Origin of the sequence: Streptomyces sp. AHA2, assembly GCF_036857595.1 — a bacterium.
Taxonomy (GTDB): Bacteria; Actinomycetota; Actinomycetes; order Streptomycetales; family Streptomycetaceae; genus Streptomyces.
On the sequence record NZ_JAUQWJ010000002.1, the window covers coordinates 547,689 to 564,792 of the forward strand.

Below are 17,104 nucleotides of genomic sequence, written 5' to 3' on the forward strand. Positions count from 1 at the left end.
GCTACGGCAGCCGGTACCCCATCCCCCTTACCGTCTCGACCCGTTCCGCGCCCAGCTTCCTGCGCAGGGTCCGCACGTACACGTCCACGATGTTGGAGCCCGGGTCGAAGTCGTACCCCCACACGTGCGACAGGATCTGCTCCCGGGACAGCACCTGCCCCGGGTGCCGCAGGAACAGCTCCAGCAACACGAACTCACGAGCGGTCAGATCCACCGTCCGCTCCCCGGACCGGGCCCGGCGGGTGCGCAGGTCCAGGCTCAGGGAGCCCGACCTGAGCACCGTCACCTCCGGCGCGCGCGCCGCGGTGCGCAGCCTGAGCCGGACCCGGGCCAGCAGCTCCTCGAACCGGAACGGCTTGGTCATCCAGTCGTCGGCACCGCCCTCCAGGCCGGCCACCGTGTCCCGGACGGAGTCCCGCGCGGTCAGCACGAGCACCGGGACCGACACCCGCGCCTCGCGCAGCTCGCGCAGGACCGTGAAGCCGTCCCGGCCGGGCAGCCCGATGTCCAGGACGACCAGGTCGAAACCGCCGGTCAGGGCGTACTCGAAGCCGGCGTCGCCGTCGGTGACCACGGTGGTGGTGAAGCCGTTGGAGCGCAGGCCCTTCTCGACGAAGGAGGCGATGCGCTCCTCGTCCTCGACGATGAGGATGCGGTTCACGGGGGATCCCCTTCCGGTGCCCGGTGCGTGGGAAGAACGAGGGTGAAGGTGGCGCCGCCCCCGGGTGTGCCGTCCAGCCGGACGTGCCCCCGGTGGCCTTCGGCGATCGCCCTGACGATGGACAGCCCGAGTCCGGCACCGGAGCCCCGCGCGCCGCGGCGCGCCGTGCCGCGCCGGAACCGCTCGAAGATCACCTCGGTGTCCTGCGGCTGCACCCCGGGCCCCGAGTCGGCGACGTACAGCTCCAGGCGGGGGCCGTCGGTGCGCGAGCCGATGCGGACGGTCTGGCCGGGTGCGGTGTGCTGCACGGCGTTCTGGGCGAGCTGCACCATGGCCTGCGTGATCCGCTGCGGGTCCAGCGCGGCCTCCAGGTCGGCGACCGGGTCGAGCCGCCAGTCGCGCTCGCCCAGCGTGCGGGCCTTGACGTAGACGTCGGCGGTGAGTTCGGCGACCTGGACCGGCTCCGGGGTGACGAAGTCGGGCCGTTCGGCCTTGGCGAGCAGCAGCAGGTCCTCGACGATGCGGCTCATCCGGTCGAGCTCGTCGGTGACCAGCCGCACGGTCTCCTCGCGTTCGGCCGGGTCGTCGCCCATCAGCTCCAGGTGGCCGCGCACGATGGTGATGGGGGTGCGCAGCTCGTGGCCGGCGTCGTCGACGAACTCGCGCTGGGCCGCGAAGGCCCGCTCCAGCCGGTCGAGCATGCCGTTGAACGTCTCCGCGAGGGCCGCTATGTCGTCGTGGCCGTGCACCGGGATCCGCCGGGTGAGGTCCTGCTCGGTGAGCTGCGCGGCCGCGGTGCGCACCACGCGCACCGGCCGCAGGATCCGCCCGGCGACGGCCCAGGCGATGCCGACGGTCAGCACCAGCGCCACCCCGGAGATGACCAGCAGGGTGCGGGCCATGCTGTTCACCCGGGCCCGTTCGCGCTCCGGGTGGAAGGCGACGACGAACGCGGCGTCCGGCTCCCGGCCCCGCTGCGCCACGGTCACCTTGGCCCAGCGGATCTCGCCGTCCGGCCGCCGGAGCACCCCGGAGGACGCGGACGCGGCGAAGATGCGGCGCCGGGCCTCGGCGTCCTGGTGCAGGGGCAGGGCGACGGGCAGCTCGTGCGGCTGGCGGATCTGCCGGGGAGCCCCGCCCGGCCCGGCGACCAGGCCGATCAACTCCTCGTCTGCGTCCGGGTACTGGCGTTCCAGGAACACCGTCAGCAGCCGCCCGGCGTCGGTGAACGGGCGGCCCGTGCGCGGATCGCCGCCCCGCTGCACGAAGTTGGCGAACTCGCCGGTCTCCTGGGTCAGCAGCCCGTTGATCCGGTCGTCCACGTCCCGCATGAGGAACGAGCGGGTGGTCATCGCCACCGAGGCGAGCGCGACCGCCATCACGAGCAGCAGCCACAGCAGGATCCGGACCCGGGCGGAGACCCGCCGGCGCCCGCCGTCAGCCGTCGGAGCCGGGGCCGTCGTCGTCGCCCGGTCCGTCGTCCCCGGTGCCCCGGCCGTCGTCGTCGTCATCGTCACTCGCTGGGCTGTCGGTCACCGGGGGCCGCGAGACGACCTCGTCGCCCGGCTGGCGGGACGGCGTGGCCTTCGGCGCGGGATCGTGCGTGGCGGGGGGCGTCGGAGCGGACGGGGACGGGCTCCTGTCCAGCTCCACCTGCTGGGAGGGCACCGCGGGCGGCCGGGGGCTGTCCGCGAGGGCGTAGCTGGTCGCGGCGATGCCGAGCGGGATCAGCACGACCGCGGACAGGGCGGCCATACGACGGGAGAAAGGCATGCGCCCGATCCTGCGGACCCGACCCGGCGCGTTCCATGAACCCCGGATGAAGAACTCTTCATCCGCCACGGCCGGCGGACCGGCCCCCCGCGGGAAACGGCCCGGGGGCCTAGGCGTCCAGGCCGATGGAGAACGCGGCCTCCAGGTCGTGCTGCGAGTACGTGCGGAACGCCACGTGCGTGTCCGTGCCCTCCACCCCGGGGATCTTGCTGATCCGGCCGGGGATGACCTCGGCCAGGTCCTCGTGCCGGCCCACCCGGACCATGGCGATCAGGTCGTAGGTGCCGGTGACGGAGAAGACCTCGCTGACGTTGTCCAGCGCCGCGATCGACTCGGCGATCTCGGGGATCCGGTCCACGCTGGTCTTGATGAGGACGATCGCGGTGATCACGGCTGGTTCTCTCCCTCGGGAGCCGGAGCAGGGGCGGTCCTCACTCTAGTGGGGCCGGTCGGGCGGCCGTAGCGGACGGACGCGTAGCCGAAACCGAGCCCGAACCCGATCAGGTGGGCCAGGTAGGCCACCCCCGGCCCGTCCGAGGCCCGCCCCGCGGCCAGCCACTGCAGGGCCGCCCAGAACGGCAGCACCACCCACGCCGGGAAGCGCACCGGCAGGAAGAACAGGAAGGGCAGGAGACTGGTCACCCGGGCCCTGGGAAACAGGTACAGGAACGCGCCGAGGACCGCGGAGATCGCCCCCGAGGCACCGACCAGGGACTGCCCCGAGTCCGCGTTGGCGACGGCGTAGCCCAGCAGGGCCAGACAGCCGCAGCCGGCGTAGAACAGGAGGAACTGCACCCGGCCCATCCGTTCCTCGGTCATCGCCCCGAAGACGTAGAGGAAGAGCATGTTGCCGAGCAGGTGCACCCAGCTGCCGTGCACGAACAGCGCGGTCACGGGGGTGAGGACCGAGCCGCCGGTGTGCGCCGAGCCGTCGAACAGCTCCGCGGGGATCACGCCCCAGCGGCGGAAGTAGGCACGCTGCGCGGCGAGCAGCTCCTCGCCCGTGCCGTACGCCGGATTCAGGCCCGAGCCGGGTCCGGCCAGGAAGACCAGGCAGCACAGGGCGATCAGCGAGTACGTCACCGGTGCCGACGACCCCCCGGCCGCCCTGCCGGCCCGGACGAACGACGCACTCCACTTGCGGATCATGACTACAGAGCATGACGTAAGGGGACGCAACCGGGCAGACCGCCTCGCCGCCGTGGACACGCGGGCGGCGGGCACCCGCCAGGCCGTAGGGTTACGAGCCACACGCACCGGGGATGCCGGTGGCGTCACGGACACTAGAGGAAAGAGAACAGGTCACGATGACGGTTCCCCTGCCGACCGCCGGGACGCGGTGGCGCTGCACCCTCTGCGGCAACCTCACGCGCTTCGACGTGACCCGCTCGTCGAAGGTCGTCGAGTACGTCCACCTCGACCTGGCCGGAGAGCCGAAGGTCGAGGAGCGCGAGGTGCTCAGTGAGACCATCGAGTCGGTGCGCTGCCGCTGGTGCAACGCGGTGGACCAGGTGGAACTCGTGGACAGGCCGGGCGCCGGCTCCTGACAGGAGCGGGCGTCGCACAGCATTGGGGTGTGACGGATGGTGGAGACCACGGGCGGGGGGCCGGGTGACGGCGCCGCCGAGGTGCTCGACCGTCCGCTGCCCGACGGCGTGCGCCGCAGGGTCGTGCAGATCGTCTCCGACGGCTTCGGTTCGCTGACGGTCGGCGAGCTGCCCGCCCAGCTGCGGCAGTACGCCCGCTTCGCCCCCAACCGGCGGACCAAGTTCGCCGGCAACGCCATGGCCTCGGCACTGGAGACCGACCCGCTGTTCCGCCAGCGCATCGGGGAGAAGCTCAGAGAGGCCCAGCCGGAGCTCACCGGCGCCCTGGACTCCGGCTCCCCGCCCCCGGCCGCGGACCCGCTCGACGTGGCGGCCGCGGCCTACGTACTGCGCCCGCCCGGCTGGGTGAAGCTGGTGGCCGCCGCCGGCGAGGAGGCCCAGCGGGCCGACGCCGAGCGGGCCGGCGAGGAGGCCCGCGCCGAGCTGGAGCGGCTGCGCGCCGAACTCGACCGGGCCCGGGAGCAGACCCGGACCGAGACCGAGCGGCTGCGCGCGGAGCTGGAGTCGGCCAGGAAGGAGAGCGAGGCGCTGCACCGCAAGCTGCGCGCCGCGCTCAGCGACGTCAAGCGCGGCGAGGCCGCCCTGCGCAAGGCGCACGGCGAGATCGAGGCCGTCCGCGCCGAGGGGCACGCCCAGGTGTCCGCCGCCGAGAGCGAGGCGCGACGGCTGAAGTCGCGGCTCGGCGAGGCCGAGGCCGCGCTGGAGGCCGCCCGGCGGGCGGCGCGCGAGGGCCGCAGCGTGGAGGACATGCGGGTGCGGCTGCTGCTGGACACCCTGCTGGACGCCACCCAGGGGCTGCGCCGCGAGCTGGCCCTGCCGCCGGTGTCGGTGCGCCCCGCCGAGACCGTCGACGCGGTCGAGCCGGGCCGCATGACCCCCAAGGACATCGCCGCCCGCGCCCTGTCCGAGAACGACCCGCAGGTCCTCGACCAGTTGCTCGCGCTGCCCCAGGCGCATCTCGTCGTCGACGGTTACAACGTCACCAAAACGGGTTATCCGCAGATGCCGCTGGAGAAGCAGCGCCTCCGGCTGCTCGGGCAGCTGTCCCAGCTGGCCGCGCAGAGCGGCGCCGAGGTCACCTGCGTCTTCGACGGGGCCGAACTGGCCGCTCCGGTGCTGCTCGCGCCGCCGCGCGGGGTGCGGGTGCTGTTCTCCAAGCCCGGCGTCACCGCCGACGAGCTGATCCGGCAGCTGGTGCGCGCCGAACCCCCGGGCCGCCCGGTCATCGTGGCCTCCACCGACCGCGAGGTGGCCGACGGCGTCGCCCGTGCCGGTGCCCGGCCGGTGGCCTCCGCGATGCTCCTCAAGCGCCTTTCGTGACCCCGGGGGACGTACGCCCCATGCGTAACGTCCGGGCGTGATGACCGGATTGGCGCCGGCCTGCGGGCCACCGTGCGTCAAGTGCCTCTCACCGCCTGTGAGTCCGGGGGAAAAGATGGCTTACCGTGACGCGAATTTTCATCTGAGGATTTGAACTGATCACAGGAAGGTCACTAGGGTCGGCCCCAACCTCCGCTCGGGTGATCACTCATCGGGAGAGACGGCGGAGGGGCCAGAAGGAGCTTTTCACCCGTGGCGTCCCACCGTCGTCCGAAGCAGCCCAGCCGCGCACGTGTGACCGTGCTGACCACCGCCGCCGCCGCTGCCGTCGCCTTCAGCTCGCAGGCCGCCAACGCGGCCCCCAGTGAGAAGCCGAGCAAGGACGAGGTCAAGACCAAGGTCGACAAGCTGTACGAGGAGGCCGAGAAGGCCACCGAGAAGTACAACGGCGCCAAGGAGAAGCAGGAGAAACTCCAGAAGGAGATCTCCACTCTCCAGGACAGCGTCGCCCGCGGCCAGGAGGAGCTCAACGAGCTGCGCGACAGCCTCGGCCTCGCCGCGGCCTCCCAGTACCGCACCGGCACCATCGACCCGTCCGTCCAGCTGTTCCTCTCCGCGGACCCGGACGACTACCTCGACAAGGCCTCCACGCTCGACCAGTTGAGCAGCCAGCAGGTCGAGGCACTGAAGAAGGTCCAGGACAAGCAGCGCGAACTCGCCCAGGAGCGCGCCGAGGCCGCCGAGAAGCTCAAGGACCTCGCCTCCACCCGGACCGAACTCGGCAAGAAGAAGCAGGAGGTCCAGGGCAAGCTCGCCGCCGCGCAGAAGCTGCTCAACAGCCTCAGCGCCGCCGAGAAGGCAGCCCTGGCCGCCGAGGAGAACCGCGCCAGCCGCGCCAGCGAGCGCGACGCCCTCGACGTCGACGTGCCGGCCGGCTCGGGCCGCGCCGCCGCCGCGTTCGCCTTCGCCCAGAGCCAGCTCGGCAAGCCCTACGTCTACGGCGCCACCGGCATGAGCTCCTTCGACTGCTCCGGCCTCACCTCCCGGGCCTACGCGGCCGCCGGCGTGCAGATCCCGCGCACCTCCGAGGCGCAGACCGGGGCCGGCACCAAGATCTACTCGGTCAGCCAGCTCAAGGTCGGCGACCTGGTGTTCTTCTTCAACGACCTGCACCACGTCGGCCTCTACGCCGGCAACGGGCAGATCATCCACGCCCCGCGCACCGGCACGGTCGTGCGCTACGAGTCGATGAACACCATCGGCGGCCCCTTCATGTTCGGCGTCCGGGTCTGACCCCCGAGCCGCGCGAACCGGTCCGGCTTCCCTTCCGGGCCGGGAGATCACGTCCGCCGTTCGGGGGAATCCCGACAGCCCCGAGTGAGCCCACGCCCCGCCGGTGACCTGCGTCAGCGGCGGGGCGTCGCGCCGCGTACCCCCGGACGGTCGTTGGCGCTCACCCGCCGCGGGGCTACTGTCTGCCGCGTTCCATTCCGCCAGCGGAAGGAGAGCGGCTTCCCGTGGGGTCCCATCGCCGCCTTGCACCGTCCCGGCCCGACCGGGGCGCCGGTGCCGCGTTCGGTCTGCTGTCCGTGGCGGCCGCCGCCCTGAGCGCGGTCCCGGCCGCCGCCGCACCGCTCGACGACACCCGGGCCACGGTGGACCGCCTCTTCGAGCAGGCGGAGCGGGCGACCGAGGCCTACAACGAGGCCGGCGAACGCGCCGACGCGCTGCGCGAGGAGGTCGGCACCGCCCGGGACCGGATCGCCCGCCAGCAGCAGCGCGTCAACTCCCTGCGTGAATCGCTCGGTTCACTGGCCGGAGCCCAGTACCGCGCGGGCGGTGTCGACCCGGCCGTCGAGCTGCTGTTCTCCGACGACCCGGACGACTACCTCGACAGGGCCGCCCGGCTCGACCGCCTCAACGCCCACCAGGCCGGTGAACTCAAGCAGTTGCAGGGGGCTTTGCGCGAACTCGCCCAGGACCGCGAGGAGACGGCGGACAAGCTCCGCGAGCTGGAGCGCAGCCGCAAGACCGTCGCCGCCCACAAGAAGACCGTCGAGCACAAGCTCGTCACGGCCCGGCGGCTGCTCAACTCCCTGTCCGAGGGCGAACGCGAGGCCTACGACCGCGTCTCCCGCGCCGGCCGTGCCGACCTGCCCGCCCCCGGTGGCGCCCCCGCCTCCGGACGCGGGGCCGCCGCGGTCGCCGCCGCCCGCAGCGCCCTCGGCAAGCCCTACGTCTGGGGCGCGAACGGGCCCACCGGCTTCGACTGCTCCGGCCTGATGCAGTGGTCGTACGCGCAGGCCGGGGTGGCCCTGCCGCGCACCTCCCAGGCCCAGCGGTTCGCGGGACGGCAGGTCCCGCTGTCCGAGGCGCGCCCCGGCGACCTGGTCGTCTACCGGTCCGACGCCAGCCACGTCGGGATGTACATGGGCAACGGCCAGGTGATCCACGCCCCCTACCCGGGAGCGCCCGTGCGCTACGACCCGGTCGGGATGATGCCGGTCTCCTCGGTCACCAGGGTCTGACCGGAGCGGCCCGGCGCCCGTACGATCGGCAGGTGGCTGGTCGAAGGTCGGGGTCCGCGGTGCTCGTGCTCGTGCTGCTGCTCGTCGCCCTAGCCGGCTGCGGCGGGCCGTCCGCGGCCGACGGCACCACCATCGACGTCCAGCGGCTGCTGGACCGCCGGGCCGCGGCCGTCCTGGACCGCGACGCACGGGCCTACGCGCGCACCGGCACCGGAGGCGACTTCGGCCGGCTGCGCGCGGTGCCCGTGACCGCGTGGTCCTACCGCGTGACCGACCTGCGCCGCACGGGCGGCACGGCCACCGCCGACGCCGAACTGCACTACCGCCTCGCCGGGTACGACCGGGCGCCGGTGACCGCCCGCCGCACCCTGCGCCTGAGCCGGGACGCGGACGGGGACTGGACCGTCGACGCCGAGCGTCCGGCGAAGAAGGCCGCGCAGCAGCTCTGGGACCAGGGGACCGTGCGGCTGGCCCGGGGCGAGCGCAGTCTCGTCCTGGGCGTCGGGCAGTCCGGCGGCGCGCTGCGCGACTTCGCCGCACTGGCCGACCGCGCGGTGCCGGCCGTGACGGACGCCTGGGGCACGGACTGGAGCGGCCAGGTCGTCCTCCTCGTGCCGGACTCGCTGACGGGAATGGCGGGCCTGCTGGGCTCGCCCGCCTCCTCCTACCGGGGCATCGCGGCGGTCACCACGGGGGAGACCGGCGCCGCCGGCCGGTCCCCGGCCGACCGGATCATCGTCAACCCGGAGGCGTTCGCCCTCCTCGGCGGCCCCGGCGAGCAGGTCGTCGTCACCCACGAGACCACCCACGTCGCCACCCGCGCCCACACCGGTGCCGCCACCCCCCTGTGGCTGTCCGAGGGGTACGCCGACTGGGTCGGCTACCGCGCCGCGGGCCGGGCCCCCGCCGAGGCCGCCCCGGAGCTGTCCCGGGCCGTGCGCCGGGGCGAGATCCCGGCCGGGCTCCCGTCCGACGAGGACTTCGGCTTCACGGGCGACGCGAGCCGGCTGGCACGGTCCTACGAGAGCGGCTGGACGGCGTGCCTGATGATCGCCGGCCGCTGGGGCGAGGCCCGGCTGGGCGCCTTCTACCGGGCCGTCGGCGAGCACCGGACACGGGAGGGCGCGGTGGAAGAGGCGATGCGGGACGTCCTGGGCACCACGCCGCAGGCGTTCACCCGGGAGTGGCGCTCGTACCTGCGGGATCAGCTGGGCTGACCGGGCGGGAGCAGGTCGCCCGCCTCGCGGCGCGCACCGGCGGGCTCCGGCCCGGCCGGGACCCCGGACCGGTCGCCGCGGGCGGAACCGGCGGGCACCCGGGCGGCAGCCGCGCCGGGGACCGTCGCGCGCCACAGCTCCCGGGCCGCGATCAGTGTGGCGGCCACCAGCAGGCCGTTGCGCAGGAACAGCAGGGTCAGGCCGAGACCGTTGCTCGCCACCACGTCGGCGAAGTACAGCGGGAACTCCAGCACCGTCACCGAGCACGCCACCAGCACCAGCGCCACGGGCAGCCGCATCCGGCTGCCGGGGAAGCACATGCACACCGCCGCCAGGCCGACCAGCCACACCATGTACTGCGGGCTGATCACCCGGCTGGTGGTGGTGAACATCAGCACCGCCACGAGGGCCGCGTCGGCGAGGGTGTGCTCCTCGAAGCGCCGGGCCAGCAGCCGCCACAGCACCAGCCAGCCGAAGGCCGCCCCGGTGAAGAACAGCGCCCCGGTGCTCACCTCGCTCACGTACGGACCGAGGAACTCGATGGAGCCGTAGTTCAGCTTGATCTCGCCCTGCCAGCCGAAGTGCCGGGCCACGTGGAACACCAGCGCGCCCAGCGACTCCACCTCCGTGCCCCGGTCCCGCTGGAAGGTCAGGAACGCGAACGGCCCCGGCATGGTCAGCAGGAACAGGGCCGACACCAGCAGGCCCGTGCCCAGGGCCGTCACCCAGGCGCTGCGGCGGCGGGCGGCCAGCAGCAGCATCGCCGGCCACACCTTCAGCAGCGCGCCGACGGCCGCCAGCGCCCCCAGCGCCCTGGGGTGCCGGGCGCCCGCGAGCAGGGCGGCGACCGCCACCGCCGTGACCATGACGTCGTAGCGCGCGTACACGGTCGGGCCGAGCAGGGGGACGCCGACGGCCCACACCCAGGCGCCGCGCGGGGACCGGCCCGGGCGGCGCCCGGCGCAGGTCAGCAGGGCCAGCACCACCAGGTCGGTGACGCAGACCAGGACGAAGAACGCCGTCGCGTAGTCGAGGAAGGGCAGCAGACCGGGGGAGAGGATCGCCAGGGCCGCGGCGGGCGGGTACTGCCAGGTGACGTCGTCCAGCGGGAACGTTCCGCTGCGCAGGACGTCGTACCAGCCCTGGTAGATCACGTGCACGTCGCTCGTGACGTCCGGGCCGGGGAAGACGTACACCTTCAGCACCCACAGCAGCAGCAGCGTCCGCGTGAGACACCAGATCACCGGCAGCCATGCCAGGGACCGCCTCGTGCCCGTCGTCTCCACGTGAATCCTGTCCGTTCGGCCGCCGGTTTGATGGGGGCATGATGGGCCCGCCGCCTGTGAGCGTGCCACACCCGCCGCCGCGCGTCGCCGTGCGGGGCCGTTCGGTAGGGTCGGCGGCGTGCGCAAGACCCTGATCGTGACCAACGACTTTCCGCCCCGGCCCGGTGGCATCCAGGCGTTCCTGCACAACATGGCGCTGCGGCTGGATCCGCAGCAGCTGGTCGTCTACGCCTCGACGTGGAAGCGCAGCCGCGAGGGGATCGAGGCGACCCGCGCCTTCGACGCCGAACAGCCCTTCACCGTCGTGCGCGACCGTACGACCATGCTGCTGCCGACGCCGGGGGCGACCCGGCGGGCCGTGGAGCTGCTGCGGGAGCACGGGTGCACGTCCGTGTGGTTCGGCGCGGCCGCCCCGCTCGGGCTGATGGCCCCGGCCCTGCGCCGGGCGGGCGCCGAACGGCTGGTGGCCACCACACACGGGCACGAGGCCGGCTGGGCCCAGCTTCCCGCCGCCCGGCAGCTGCTGCGGCGCATCGGCGACGCCACGGACACGATCACCTACCTCGGCGAGTACACCCGCTCGCGGATCGCGACCGCGCTCACGCCGCAGGCCGCCTCCCGCATGGTGCAACTGCCGCCGGGCGTCGACGAGAAGACCTTCCACCCCGGCTCGGGCGGCGACGAGGTGCGCGCCCGGCTGGGCCTGACGGACCGGCCCGTGGTGGTCTGCGTCTCGCGGCTGGTGCGGCGCAAGGGGCAGGACACCCTGATCCGGGCGATGCCGCGCATCCTCGCGACCGAGCCGGACACCGTCCTGCTGATCGTCGGCGGCGGGCCCTACGAGAAGGACCTGCGGCGGCTGGCCCACGAGAGGGGCGTGGCCGCCTCGGTCCGCTTCACCGGTTCCGTCCCCTGGTCCGAGCTGCCCGCCCACTACGGCGCCGGCGACGTCTTCGCCATGCCCTGCCGGACCCGCCGCGGCGGCCTCGACGTCGAGGGGCTCGGCATCGTCTACCTGGAGGCGTCGGCGACGGGCCTGCCGGTCGTGGCCGGGGACTCCGGCGGCGCCCCCGACGCGGTCCTCGACGGCGAGACCGGCTGGGTGGTCCGGGGCGGCTCCCCGCAGGACGCCGCCGACCGGATCACCACCCTCCTCGGCGACGCGGAGCTGCGCCGGCGGATGGGCGAGCGGGGCCGGGAGTGGGTCGAGGAGAAATGGCGCTGGGACCTGCTGGCGGAGCACCTCGAAGAGCTGCTGTAGAGGCGCCGGCCGCACGGGTGCCGGGGCTCACTGGGCGTAGATCGCCTCGATCTCGTGCGCGTAGTCCTTCGCCACCACGTTCCGCTTCAGCTTCAGCGAGGGCGTCAGGTGGCCCGACTCCTCCGAGAACTGGGCGGACAGGATGCGGAACTTGCGCACCGACTCCGCCTTGGACACCGCGGCGTTGCCGTCGTCGATCGCCGCCTGGATCGCGGCCAGCAGGTCCGGGTCCTCGCACAGCGACGCCGCGGTGGAACCGGCCGGCTTGCCGTGGTCGCTGCACCAACGGCCCAGGAACTCCTCGTCGATGGTGACCAGCGCGCCCACGAACGGCCGTCCGTCGCCCACCACCATGCACTCCGCGACCAGCGCGTGCGCCCGGATGCGGTCCTCGATCACGGCCGGGGCGACGTTCTTGCCGCCCGCGGTGACGATGATCTCCTTCTTGCGGCCGGTGATCCGGAGGTAGCCGTCCTCGTCGAGCGTGCCGATGTCACCGGTGTGGAACCAGCCGTCGGCCAGCGCCTCGGCGGTCGCGCCGGGGTTGTTCCAGTACTCCTTGAACAGGTGCTCGCCGTGCAGCAGCACCTCGCCGTCGTCGGCGATGCGGACCACCGAGCCGGGCAGCGGCTGCCCGACCGTGCCGATCTTCTGCCGGTCCCACGGGTTGAACGCCGTGGCCGCACAGGACTCGGTCAGGCCGTAGCCCTCCAGGACCGTGAAGCCGATGCCGCGGAAGAAGTGCCCGAGCCGCTCGCCGAGCGGGGCGCCGCCGGAGATGGCGAACTCGCCCCGGCCGCCGAGGACCGCACGCAGCTTGCCGTAGACGAGCTTGTCGAACGCCCTGTGCTTGATCTTCAGGCCGAACGACGGGCCCGAGGGGGTGTCCAGCGCCTTGCTGTAGGCGATCGCCGTGTCGGCGGCCTTGTCGAAGATCCTGCCCTTGCCGTCGGCCTGCGCCTTGGCGCGCGCCGAGTTGTAGACCTTCTCGAAGACGCGCGGGACGCCGAGGATCAGCGTCGGGCGGAAGGAGGCCAGCTCGTCGGTGAGGTTCTTGATGTCCGGGACGCAGCCGAGCTTGATCGGCGCCATCATGGGCGCGATCTGCACCAGCCGGCCGAAGACGTGCGCGAGCGGCAGGAAGAGCAGCACCGAGCACTCGCCCGTGCGGAACAGCGGACGCAGCCGCTCCACGATGTTGCCGCACTCGGCGAAGAAGCTGCGGTGGGTGAGCACACAGCCCTTGGGGCGGCCGGTGGTGCCGGAGGTGTACACGATGGTCGCCGGGTCGTCGGCCCGGGCGATCGAGCTGCGCCCCTCCACCGTCTCGTCCGTGACGTCCTGGCCCAGCCGGCCCAGTTCGTCGAGGCCGCCGCCCTCGATCTGCCACACGTGCTTGAGCGCCGGCAGCCGGTCGCGCACCGACTCGACGGCGGCGGTGTGGGCGTCGCTCTCCACGACACAGGCGGTCGCGCCCGAGTCGCCCAGGATCCACTCCACCTGCTCCGGCGAGCTGGTCTCGTACACCGGCACGGTCACCGCGCCCGCGCTCCAGATGGCGAAGTCCAGAAGCGTCCACTCGTAGCGGGTGCGCGACATCAGGCCCACCCGGTCGCCCGGCTGGACCCCTGCGGCGATGAGCCCCTTGGCCGCCCGGTGCACCTCGGCGAGGAACGCGGTGGCCGTGACGTCCTGCCAGCCGCCGCCGGCCTTGCGGGCGATCACGGCGACATCCGGGTGCTGCGCGGCGTTTCTGCGGACGATATCGGTCAGATTTCCGTCCGCAGGGACCTCGTACAAAGCCGGAAGGCTGAACTCGCGCAAGACTGCTGCTCCTCATAGGGCGCCGGCGCCACGACGGTGTGTGCTGCGACGGTGCGGTCCAAGGCTCGGGCAGGTACTCAGGCATTCACATGTGAAATGCAGAGCACGACTGGACTGCCCGGACGTTACCCGCCGGTATGGCTACTCCGACAGGGGGTCCCGTCGAGATGTTCGCTGCGTCACACGGTTGGGTATTCCTTCGCGCACAGTAGTCCACGGCGAAATCGACTGGCCAGTAACCGCAGGTAGGACCGCCACTGTTCACAAGCGCAGCCCCCGACCTACTCTTGATCGTCATGGCACCCACACCAGCCGGACGTCCCCGCACCCGCGTGCACGTGGTCAGCGACGTGCACGGCAACGCCCGCGACCTGGCCCGGGCCGGCGAGGGCGCCGACGCCCTGATCTGCCTCGGCGACCTCGTCCTCTTCCTCGACTACGCCGACCACTCGCGCGGCATCTTCCCCGACCTGTTCGGGGTGGAGAACGCCGACCGCATCGTCGCCCTGCGCACCGCCCGGCGCTTCGAGGAGGCCCGCGCGTTCGGCGCCCGGCTGTGGGCCGGCGTCGGCGAGGACCGCGCCGCGGTGATCGAGCAGGCGGTGCGCAAGCAGTACGCCGAGATGTTCGCCGCGTTCCCCACTCCTACGTACGCGACCTACGGCAACGTCGACATCCCGTCCCTGTGGCCGGAGTACGCCGGCCCCGGCACGACCGTCCTCGACGGGCAGCGCGCCGAGATCGGCGGCCGGGTCTTCGGCTTCGTCGGCGGCGGGCTGCGCACCCCGATGCGCACGCCCTACGAGATCAGCGACGAGGAGTACGCCGCGAAAATCGAGGCCGTGGGCGAGGTCGACGTGCTGTGCACGCACATCCCGCCCGAGGTCCCCGAGCTGGTCTACGACACGGTCGCGCGCCGCTTCGAACGCGGCAGCCGGGCCCTGCTCGACGCCATCCGCCGCACCCGCCCGCGGTACTCCCTCTTCGGCCACGTCCACCAGCCGCTGGTGCGGCGCATGCGGATCGGGGCAACCGAATGCGTGAACGTCGGGCACTTCGCGGGGACCGGCACACCCTGGGCGCTGGAGTGGTGAGGACGCCTCAGGTCGGGTGAGATCGGGCGGTCCCGTGCGCGGTAGCCTTCACGCTGCACACACGTGCGCACCACGATCCATACCGGCCCGCATCTGGAGGAGCCACGGCGATGGCGGAACACACCAGCTCGAGCATCACCATCGAGGCGGCCCCGGCCGACGTCATGGCGGTCATCGCCGACTTCGCCCGCTACCCGGACTGGACCGGCGAGGTGAAGGAGGCGGAGGTCCTCAAGAGCGACGCGCAGGGCCGCGCCGAGCAGGTCCGCCTCGTCATGGACGCGGGCGCGATCAAGGACGACCAGGTCCTCGCCTACACCTGGACCGGTGACAACGAGGTGTCCTGGACCCTGGTGAAGTCCCAGATGCTGCGCTCCCTCGACGGCACGTACCTGCTGAAGCCGGCGGGGACGGGCGGCACGGAGGTCACCTACGCCCTCACCGTCGACGTCAAGATCCCCATGCTCGGGATGATCAAGCGCAAGGCGGAGAAGGTGATCATCGACCGGGCGCTGGCGGGGCTGAAGAAGCGGGTCGAGGCCGGCGAGTAGGGCCGCACGGCAGGGGTGTCCGCGCCGGGCCGGGTGCGGGCTCGCCCTGGCCGGTCGCGCCCACGCGGCCGAGCCGCAGGTCCGGCACCCCCCCCGCGGTGGCCGCGGACCGCGCAGCCACGCCGGGCACGTCGTCGACGGCCGGTAGCGTTCACCCCCATGCGCACCCTCCTGATCACCGGCCCCGGCGGCAGCGGTCGTAGCACCCTCGCGGCCGCGACCGCCCTGGCCGCGGCGGCCGGGGGCACCCGCACCCTCCTCGTCGGCGGCGACCGCACCGACACCCTCGGCACCGCCCTCGGCGTGCCGACCGGCCCGGCCCCCGTCGAAGCCGCCCCGCAGCTCACCGTCGTGCGCCCCGACCCGGCGCGGGACTTCCGCCGCGACCTCACCGCCCTCCAGGACCGCGCCACCTCCGCCCTCGACCTCCTCGGCGCCTCCCGCCTCGACCCCGAGGAACTCACCCCCCTGCCCGGGGCGGAGGAACTCGCCCTGCTGCGTGCCCTGCGCGACGCGGCGCTCTGCGAGAGGTACGACCTCCTCGTCGTCGACCTGCCCCCGGCCCCGCAGGCCCTCGCCCTGCTCGCCCTGCCCGAGGAACTCCGCCGCTACCTGCGCCGCCTGGTGCCGCCCGAGCGGCGGGCCGCCCGTGCCCTGCGCCCCGTCCTCGGCCGGCTGGCCGGCGTCCCCATGCCCGCCGAGTCGCTCTACGGGACGGCGGCCCGCTGGGACACGGAACTGGCCGCCGTACAAGCCGTCCTCGCCGGCCGGGACACCGCCGTCCGCCTCGTCGCCGAGCCCGGACCGGCCGGTGCCGACGCCCTGCGCACCACCGGACTGGGACTCGCCCTGCGCGGGCTGCGCACCGACGTCGTGGTCGCCAACCGGGTCCTGCCCGAGGCCTCCCCCGACACCTGGCTGGCCGGCCCGGTCGCCCAGCAGCGCAAGACGCTGGAGGAGTGGCGCCAGGCCCACGACGTCCGCACCGTCGCGCACCTCGGCCGCGACCCGCGCGGCACCGACGACCTCACCGCCCTCGGCGTACCCGGCGCCGGCGCCGCGGCCCCCGCCGTCGAGTGGCCCGTGGCCGACCGGCTCGGCGACGACGGCGTACTGGTCTGGCACATCCCCCTGCCCGGCGCCGTACGCGAGGAACTGGACCTGGTCCGGCGCGGCGACGAACTCGTGGTCACGGTGGGCGCCTTCCGCAGGATCGTCCCGCTGCCCTCCGCCCTGCGCCGCTGCACGGTCGACGGGGCCGCACTGCGCGAGGGCGAGCTGCGCATCCGCTTCGCCCCCGACCCGCAGCTATGGCCACGGGCCCGGTGAGACGGCGCGGTGGCCGGACACGGCCGGTCCGGCCCGTGAACACGGTACGGCCGTTCGGGTAACGTCGTAGGGACGAACCGTAGTCAGGAGTCCGTCATGAGCGAAGAGCAGCCCCCGTTCGACGCCGCGCGCGACGAGGCCGCGGACGAGGCGCGGGCGTTCGACGCCGACGCCTGGTCCAAGGCGTGCGCCGAGGACCTCGAAGCGGAGAGGGCCCGCCGCCGCACCCGGTACGGCACACCCCCGGGCTCCGCGGCCGAGGAACTGAAGAAGCTCGTCGACGCCGTCGCGGACAGGCTGTCGGACATCCAGTCCCCGCTGCTGGGTGCGCTCGCGGGCCCGGCGGCCCAGCAGGCCGTCCGGCAGGTCGTCGAGCAGGCCAGGTCCGCGGTGGAACCGGTCATCGAGCGCAACCCGGACGTCCTGGACCACCTGGCGGCCGCCGGCAACGAACTGCTCGCCGCCTACCGCACCGCCGTACAGGGCCAGGAGCGACGCTGGACCGGTCGCGACGCCGAGGGCGACCCGCGTGACCAGGACGAACGCCGGGACCGCGGCGACGACGGCGGACCCGGCGAGCGCATCGACCTCGACTGAACCTCTCGTTCCGGAGGCGCACGGCACCCCGGGTGCCGCCGCTGGACCCTGCCCGG

General features: G+C 73.5%; 17 protein-coding genes. 10 read left to right on the plus strand and 7 right to left on the minus strand.

Translation table 11 applies throughout. From position 1 onward, the window contains the following. Position 1 precedes the first annotated feature (1 nt). From Q5694_RS06550 to Q5694_RS06570, 5 genes are all read right to left on the minus strand, one after another. Complete coding sequence (locus Q5694_RS06550; RefSeq protein ID WP_333931098.1) at positions 2 to 661, minus strand: response regulator transcription factor; 660 nt, start codon at positions 659 to 661, stop codon at positions 2 to 4. Then, positions 658 to 2,172, minus strand: coding sequence for an ATP-binding protein (locus Q5694_RS06555; protein ID WP_443040822.1), 1,515 nt, complete (start codon positions 2,170 to 2,172; stop codon positions 658 to 660). Before Q5694_RS06555 ends, Q5694_RS06550 begins: the two co-directional genes overlap by 4 nt. Next, positions 2,099 to 2,434 (minus strand): small secreted hydrophilic protein, encoded by a 336-nt coding sequence (locus tag Q5694_RS06560; RefSeq protein ID WP_333931099.1) that lies wholly within the window; start codon positions 2,432 to 2,434, stop codon positions 2,099 to 2,101. Before Q5694_RS06560 ends, Q5694_RS06555 begins: the two co-directional genes overlap by 74 nt. Before the next feature lie 109 nt (positions 2,435 to 2,543). Further along, on the minus strand, positions 2,544 to 2,825 hold the full coding sequence (locus Q5694_RS06565) for an Lrp/AsnC family transcriptional regulator (RefSeq protein WP_333931100.1): 282 nt from the start codon (positions 2,823 to 2,825) through the stop codon (positions 2,544 to 2,546). Next, the gene (locus tag Q5694_RS06570; protein WP_333931101.1) at positions 2,822 to 3,583 is read right to left on the minus strand and encodes a rhomboid family intramembrane serine protease; all 762 of its coding nucleotides are present in this window, start codon (positions 3,581 to 3,583) and stop codon (positions 2,822 to 2,824) included. The genes Q5694_RS06565 and Q5694_RS06570 overlap by 4 nt, the downstream gene beginning before the upstream one ends. 158 nt (positions 3,584 to 3,741) lie before the next feature. On the opposite strand from Q5694_RS06570, the gene Q5694_RS06575 reads away from it, so the two are divergent. The 5 genes from Q5694_RS06575 (at position 3,742) to Q5694_RS06595 (ending at position 9,106) form a co-directional block, all read left to right on the plus strand. After that, positions 3,742 to 3,981, plus strand: a complete 240-nt coding sequence (locus Q5694_RS06575; RefSeq protein ID WP_114251597.1) for a hypothetical protein — start codon at positions 3,742 to 3,744, stop codon at positions 3,979 to 3,981. Between the two features lie 36 nt (positions 3,982 to 4,017). Then, on the plus strand, positions 4,018 to 5,361 hold the full coding sequence (locus Q5694_RS06580; protein WP_333931102.1) for an NYN domain-containing protein: 1,344 nt from the start codon (positions 4,018 to 4,020) through the stop codon (positions 5,359 to 5,361). Between the two features lie 252 nt (positions 5,362 to 5,613). Further along, entirely contained in the window at positions 5,614 to 6,654 is a 1,041-nt protein-coding gene (locus Q5694_RS06585; RefSeq protein ID WP_333931103.1) for a C40 family peptidase, read from the plus strand. 224 nt (positions 6,655 to 6,878) lie between these two features. Then, entirely contained in the window at positions 6,879 to 7,889 is a 1,011-nt protein-coding gene (locus Q5694_RS06590) for a C40 family peptidase (protein WP_333931105.1), read from the plus strand. Between the two features lie 32 nt (positions 7,890 to 7,921). Next, the gene (locus Q5694_RS06595) at positions 7,922 to 9,106 is read left to right on the plus strand and encodes a hypothetical protein (protein WP_333931106.1); all 1,185 of its coding nucleotides are present in this window, start codon (positions 7,922 to 7,924) and stop codon (positions 9,104 to 9,106) included. Here Q5694_RS06595 and Q5694_RS06600 read toward each other — a convergent pair. Continuing rightward, a complete protein-coding gene (locus Q5694_RS06600; RefSeq protein WP_333931107.1) occupies positions 9,094 to 10,392 on the minus strand; it encodes a glycosyltransferase family 87 protein in 1,299 nt (432 codons plus the stop codon). The genes Q5694_RS06595 and Q5694_RS06600 overlap by 13 nt on opposite strands. A 118-nt stretch (positions 10,393 to 10,510) precedes the next feature. On the opposite strand from Q5694_RS06600, the gene Q5694_RS06605 reads away from it, so the two are divergent. After that, entirely contained in the window at positions 10,511 to 11,653 is a 1,143-nt protein-coding gene (locus Q5694_RS06605) for a glycosyltransferase family 4 protein (protein ID WP_333931108.1), read from the plus strand. A gap of 27 nt (positions 11,654 to 11,680) precedes the next feature. On the opposite strand, the gene Q5694_RS06610 is transcribed toward Q5694_RS06605, so the two are convergent. Continuing rightward, positions 11,681 to 13,477 carry an AMP-dependent synthetase/ligase gene (locus tag Q5694_RS06610; protein ID WP_333931109.1) on the minus strand — a complete coding sequence of 599 codons (1,797 nt, stop codon included), beginning with the start codon at positions 13,475 to 13,477 and terminating at the stop codon, positions 11,681 to 11,683. 338 nt (positions 13,478 to 13,815) lie between these two features. Between Q5694_RS06610 and Q5694_RS06615 the strand changes: the two genes are divergently transcribed. The 4 genes from Q5694_RS06615 (at position 13,816) to Q5694_RS06630 (ending at position 17,048) form a co-directional block, all read left to right on the plus strand. After that, the gene (locus tag Q5694_RS06615) at positions 13,816 to 14,571 is read left to right on the plus strand and encodes a metallophosphoesterase family protein (RefSeq protein WP_333931306.1); all 756 of its coding nucleotides are present in this window, start codon (positions 13,816 to 13,818) and stop codon (positions 14,569 to 14,571) included. A 110-nt stretch (positions 14,572 to 14,681) separates the two neighbouring features. Then, positions 14,682 to 15,122, plus strand: coding sequence for an SRPBCC family protein (locus tag Q5694_RS06620; protein ID WP_333931110.1), 441 nt, complete (start codon positions 14,682 to 14,684; stop codon positions 15,120 to 15,122). A gap of 159 nt (positions 15,123 to 15,281) precedes the next feature. Then, positions 15,282 to 16,451, plus strand: a complete 1,170-nt coding sequence (locus tag Q5694_RS06625) for an ArsA family ATPase (RefSeq protein ID WP_333931111.1) — start codon at positions 15,282 to 15,284, stop codon at positions 16,449 to 16,451. 96 nt (positions 16,452 to 16,547) lie between these two features. Further along, on the plus strand, positions 16,548 to 17,048 hold the full coding sequence (locus Q5694_RS06630; RefSeq protein WP_333931112.1) for a DUF5304 domain-containing protein: 501 nt from the start codon (positions 16,548 to 16,550) through the stop codon (positions 17,046 to 17,048). The last annotated feature ends 56 nt before the right edge of the window (positions 17,049 to 17,104 follow it).

Coding starts and splice junctions, on each gene's coding strand:
- Q5694_RS06625 (WP_333931111.1), top strand. CDS start 15,282: ATGCGCACCCTCCTGATCACCGGCCCCGGCGGCAGCGGTCGTAGCACC.
- Q5694_RS06620 (WP_333931110.1), top strand. CDS start 14,682: ATGGCGGAACACACCAGCTCGAGCATCACCATCGAGGCGGCCCCGGCC.
- Q5694_RS06560 (WP_333931099.1), bottom strand. CDS start 2,434: ATGCCTTTCTCCCGTCGTATGGCCGCCCTGTCCGCGGTCGTGCTGATC.
- Q5694_RS06630 (WP_333931112.1), top strand. CDS start 16,548: ATGAGCGAAGAGCAGCCCCCGTTCGACGCCGCGCGCGACGAGGCCGCG.
- Q5694_RS06555 (WP_443040822.1), bottom strand. CDS start 2,172: ATGACGACGACGACGGCCGGGGCACCGGGGACGACGGACCGGGCGACG.
- Q5694_RS06580 (WP_333931102.1), top strand. CDS start 4,018: ATGGTGGAGACCACGGGCGGGGGGCCGGGTGACGGCGCCGCCGAGGTG.
- Q5694_RS06570 (WP_333931101.1), bottom strand. CDS start 3,583: ATGATCCGCAAGTGGAGTGCGTCGTTCGTCCGGGCCGGCAGGGCGGCC.
- Q5694_RS06575 (WP_114251597.1), top strand. CDS start 3,742: ATGACGGTTCCCCTGCCGACCGCCGGGACGCGGTGGCGCTGCACCCTC.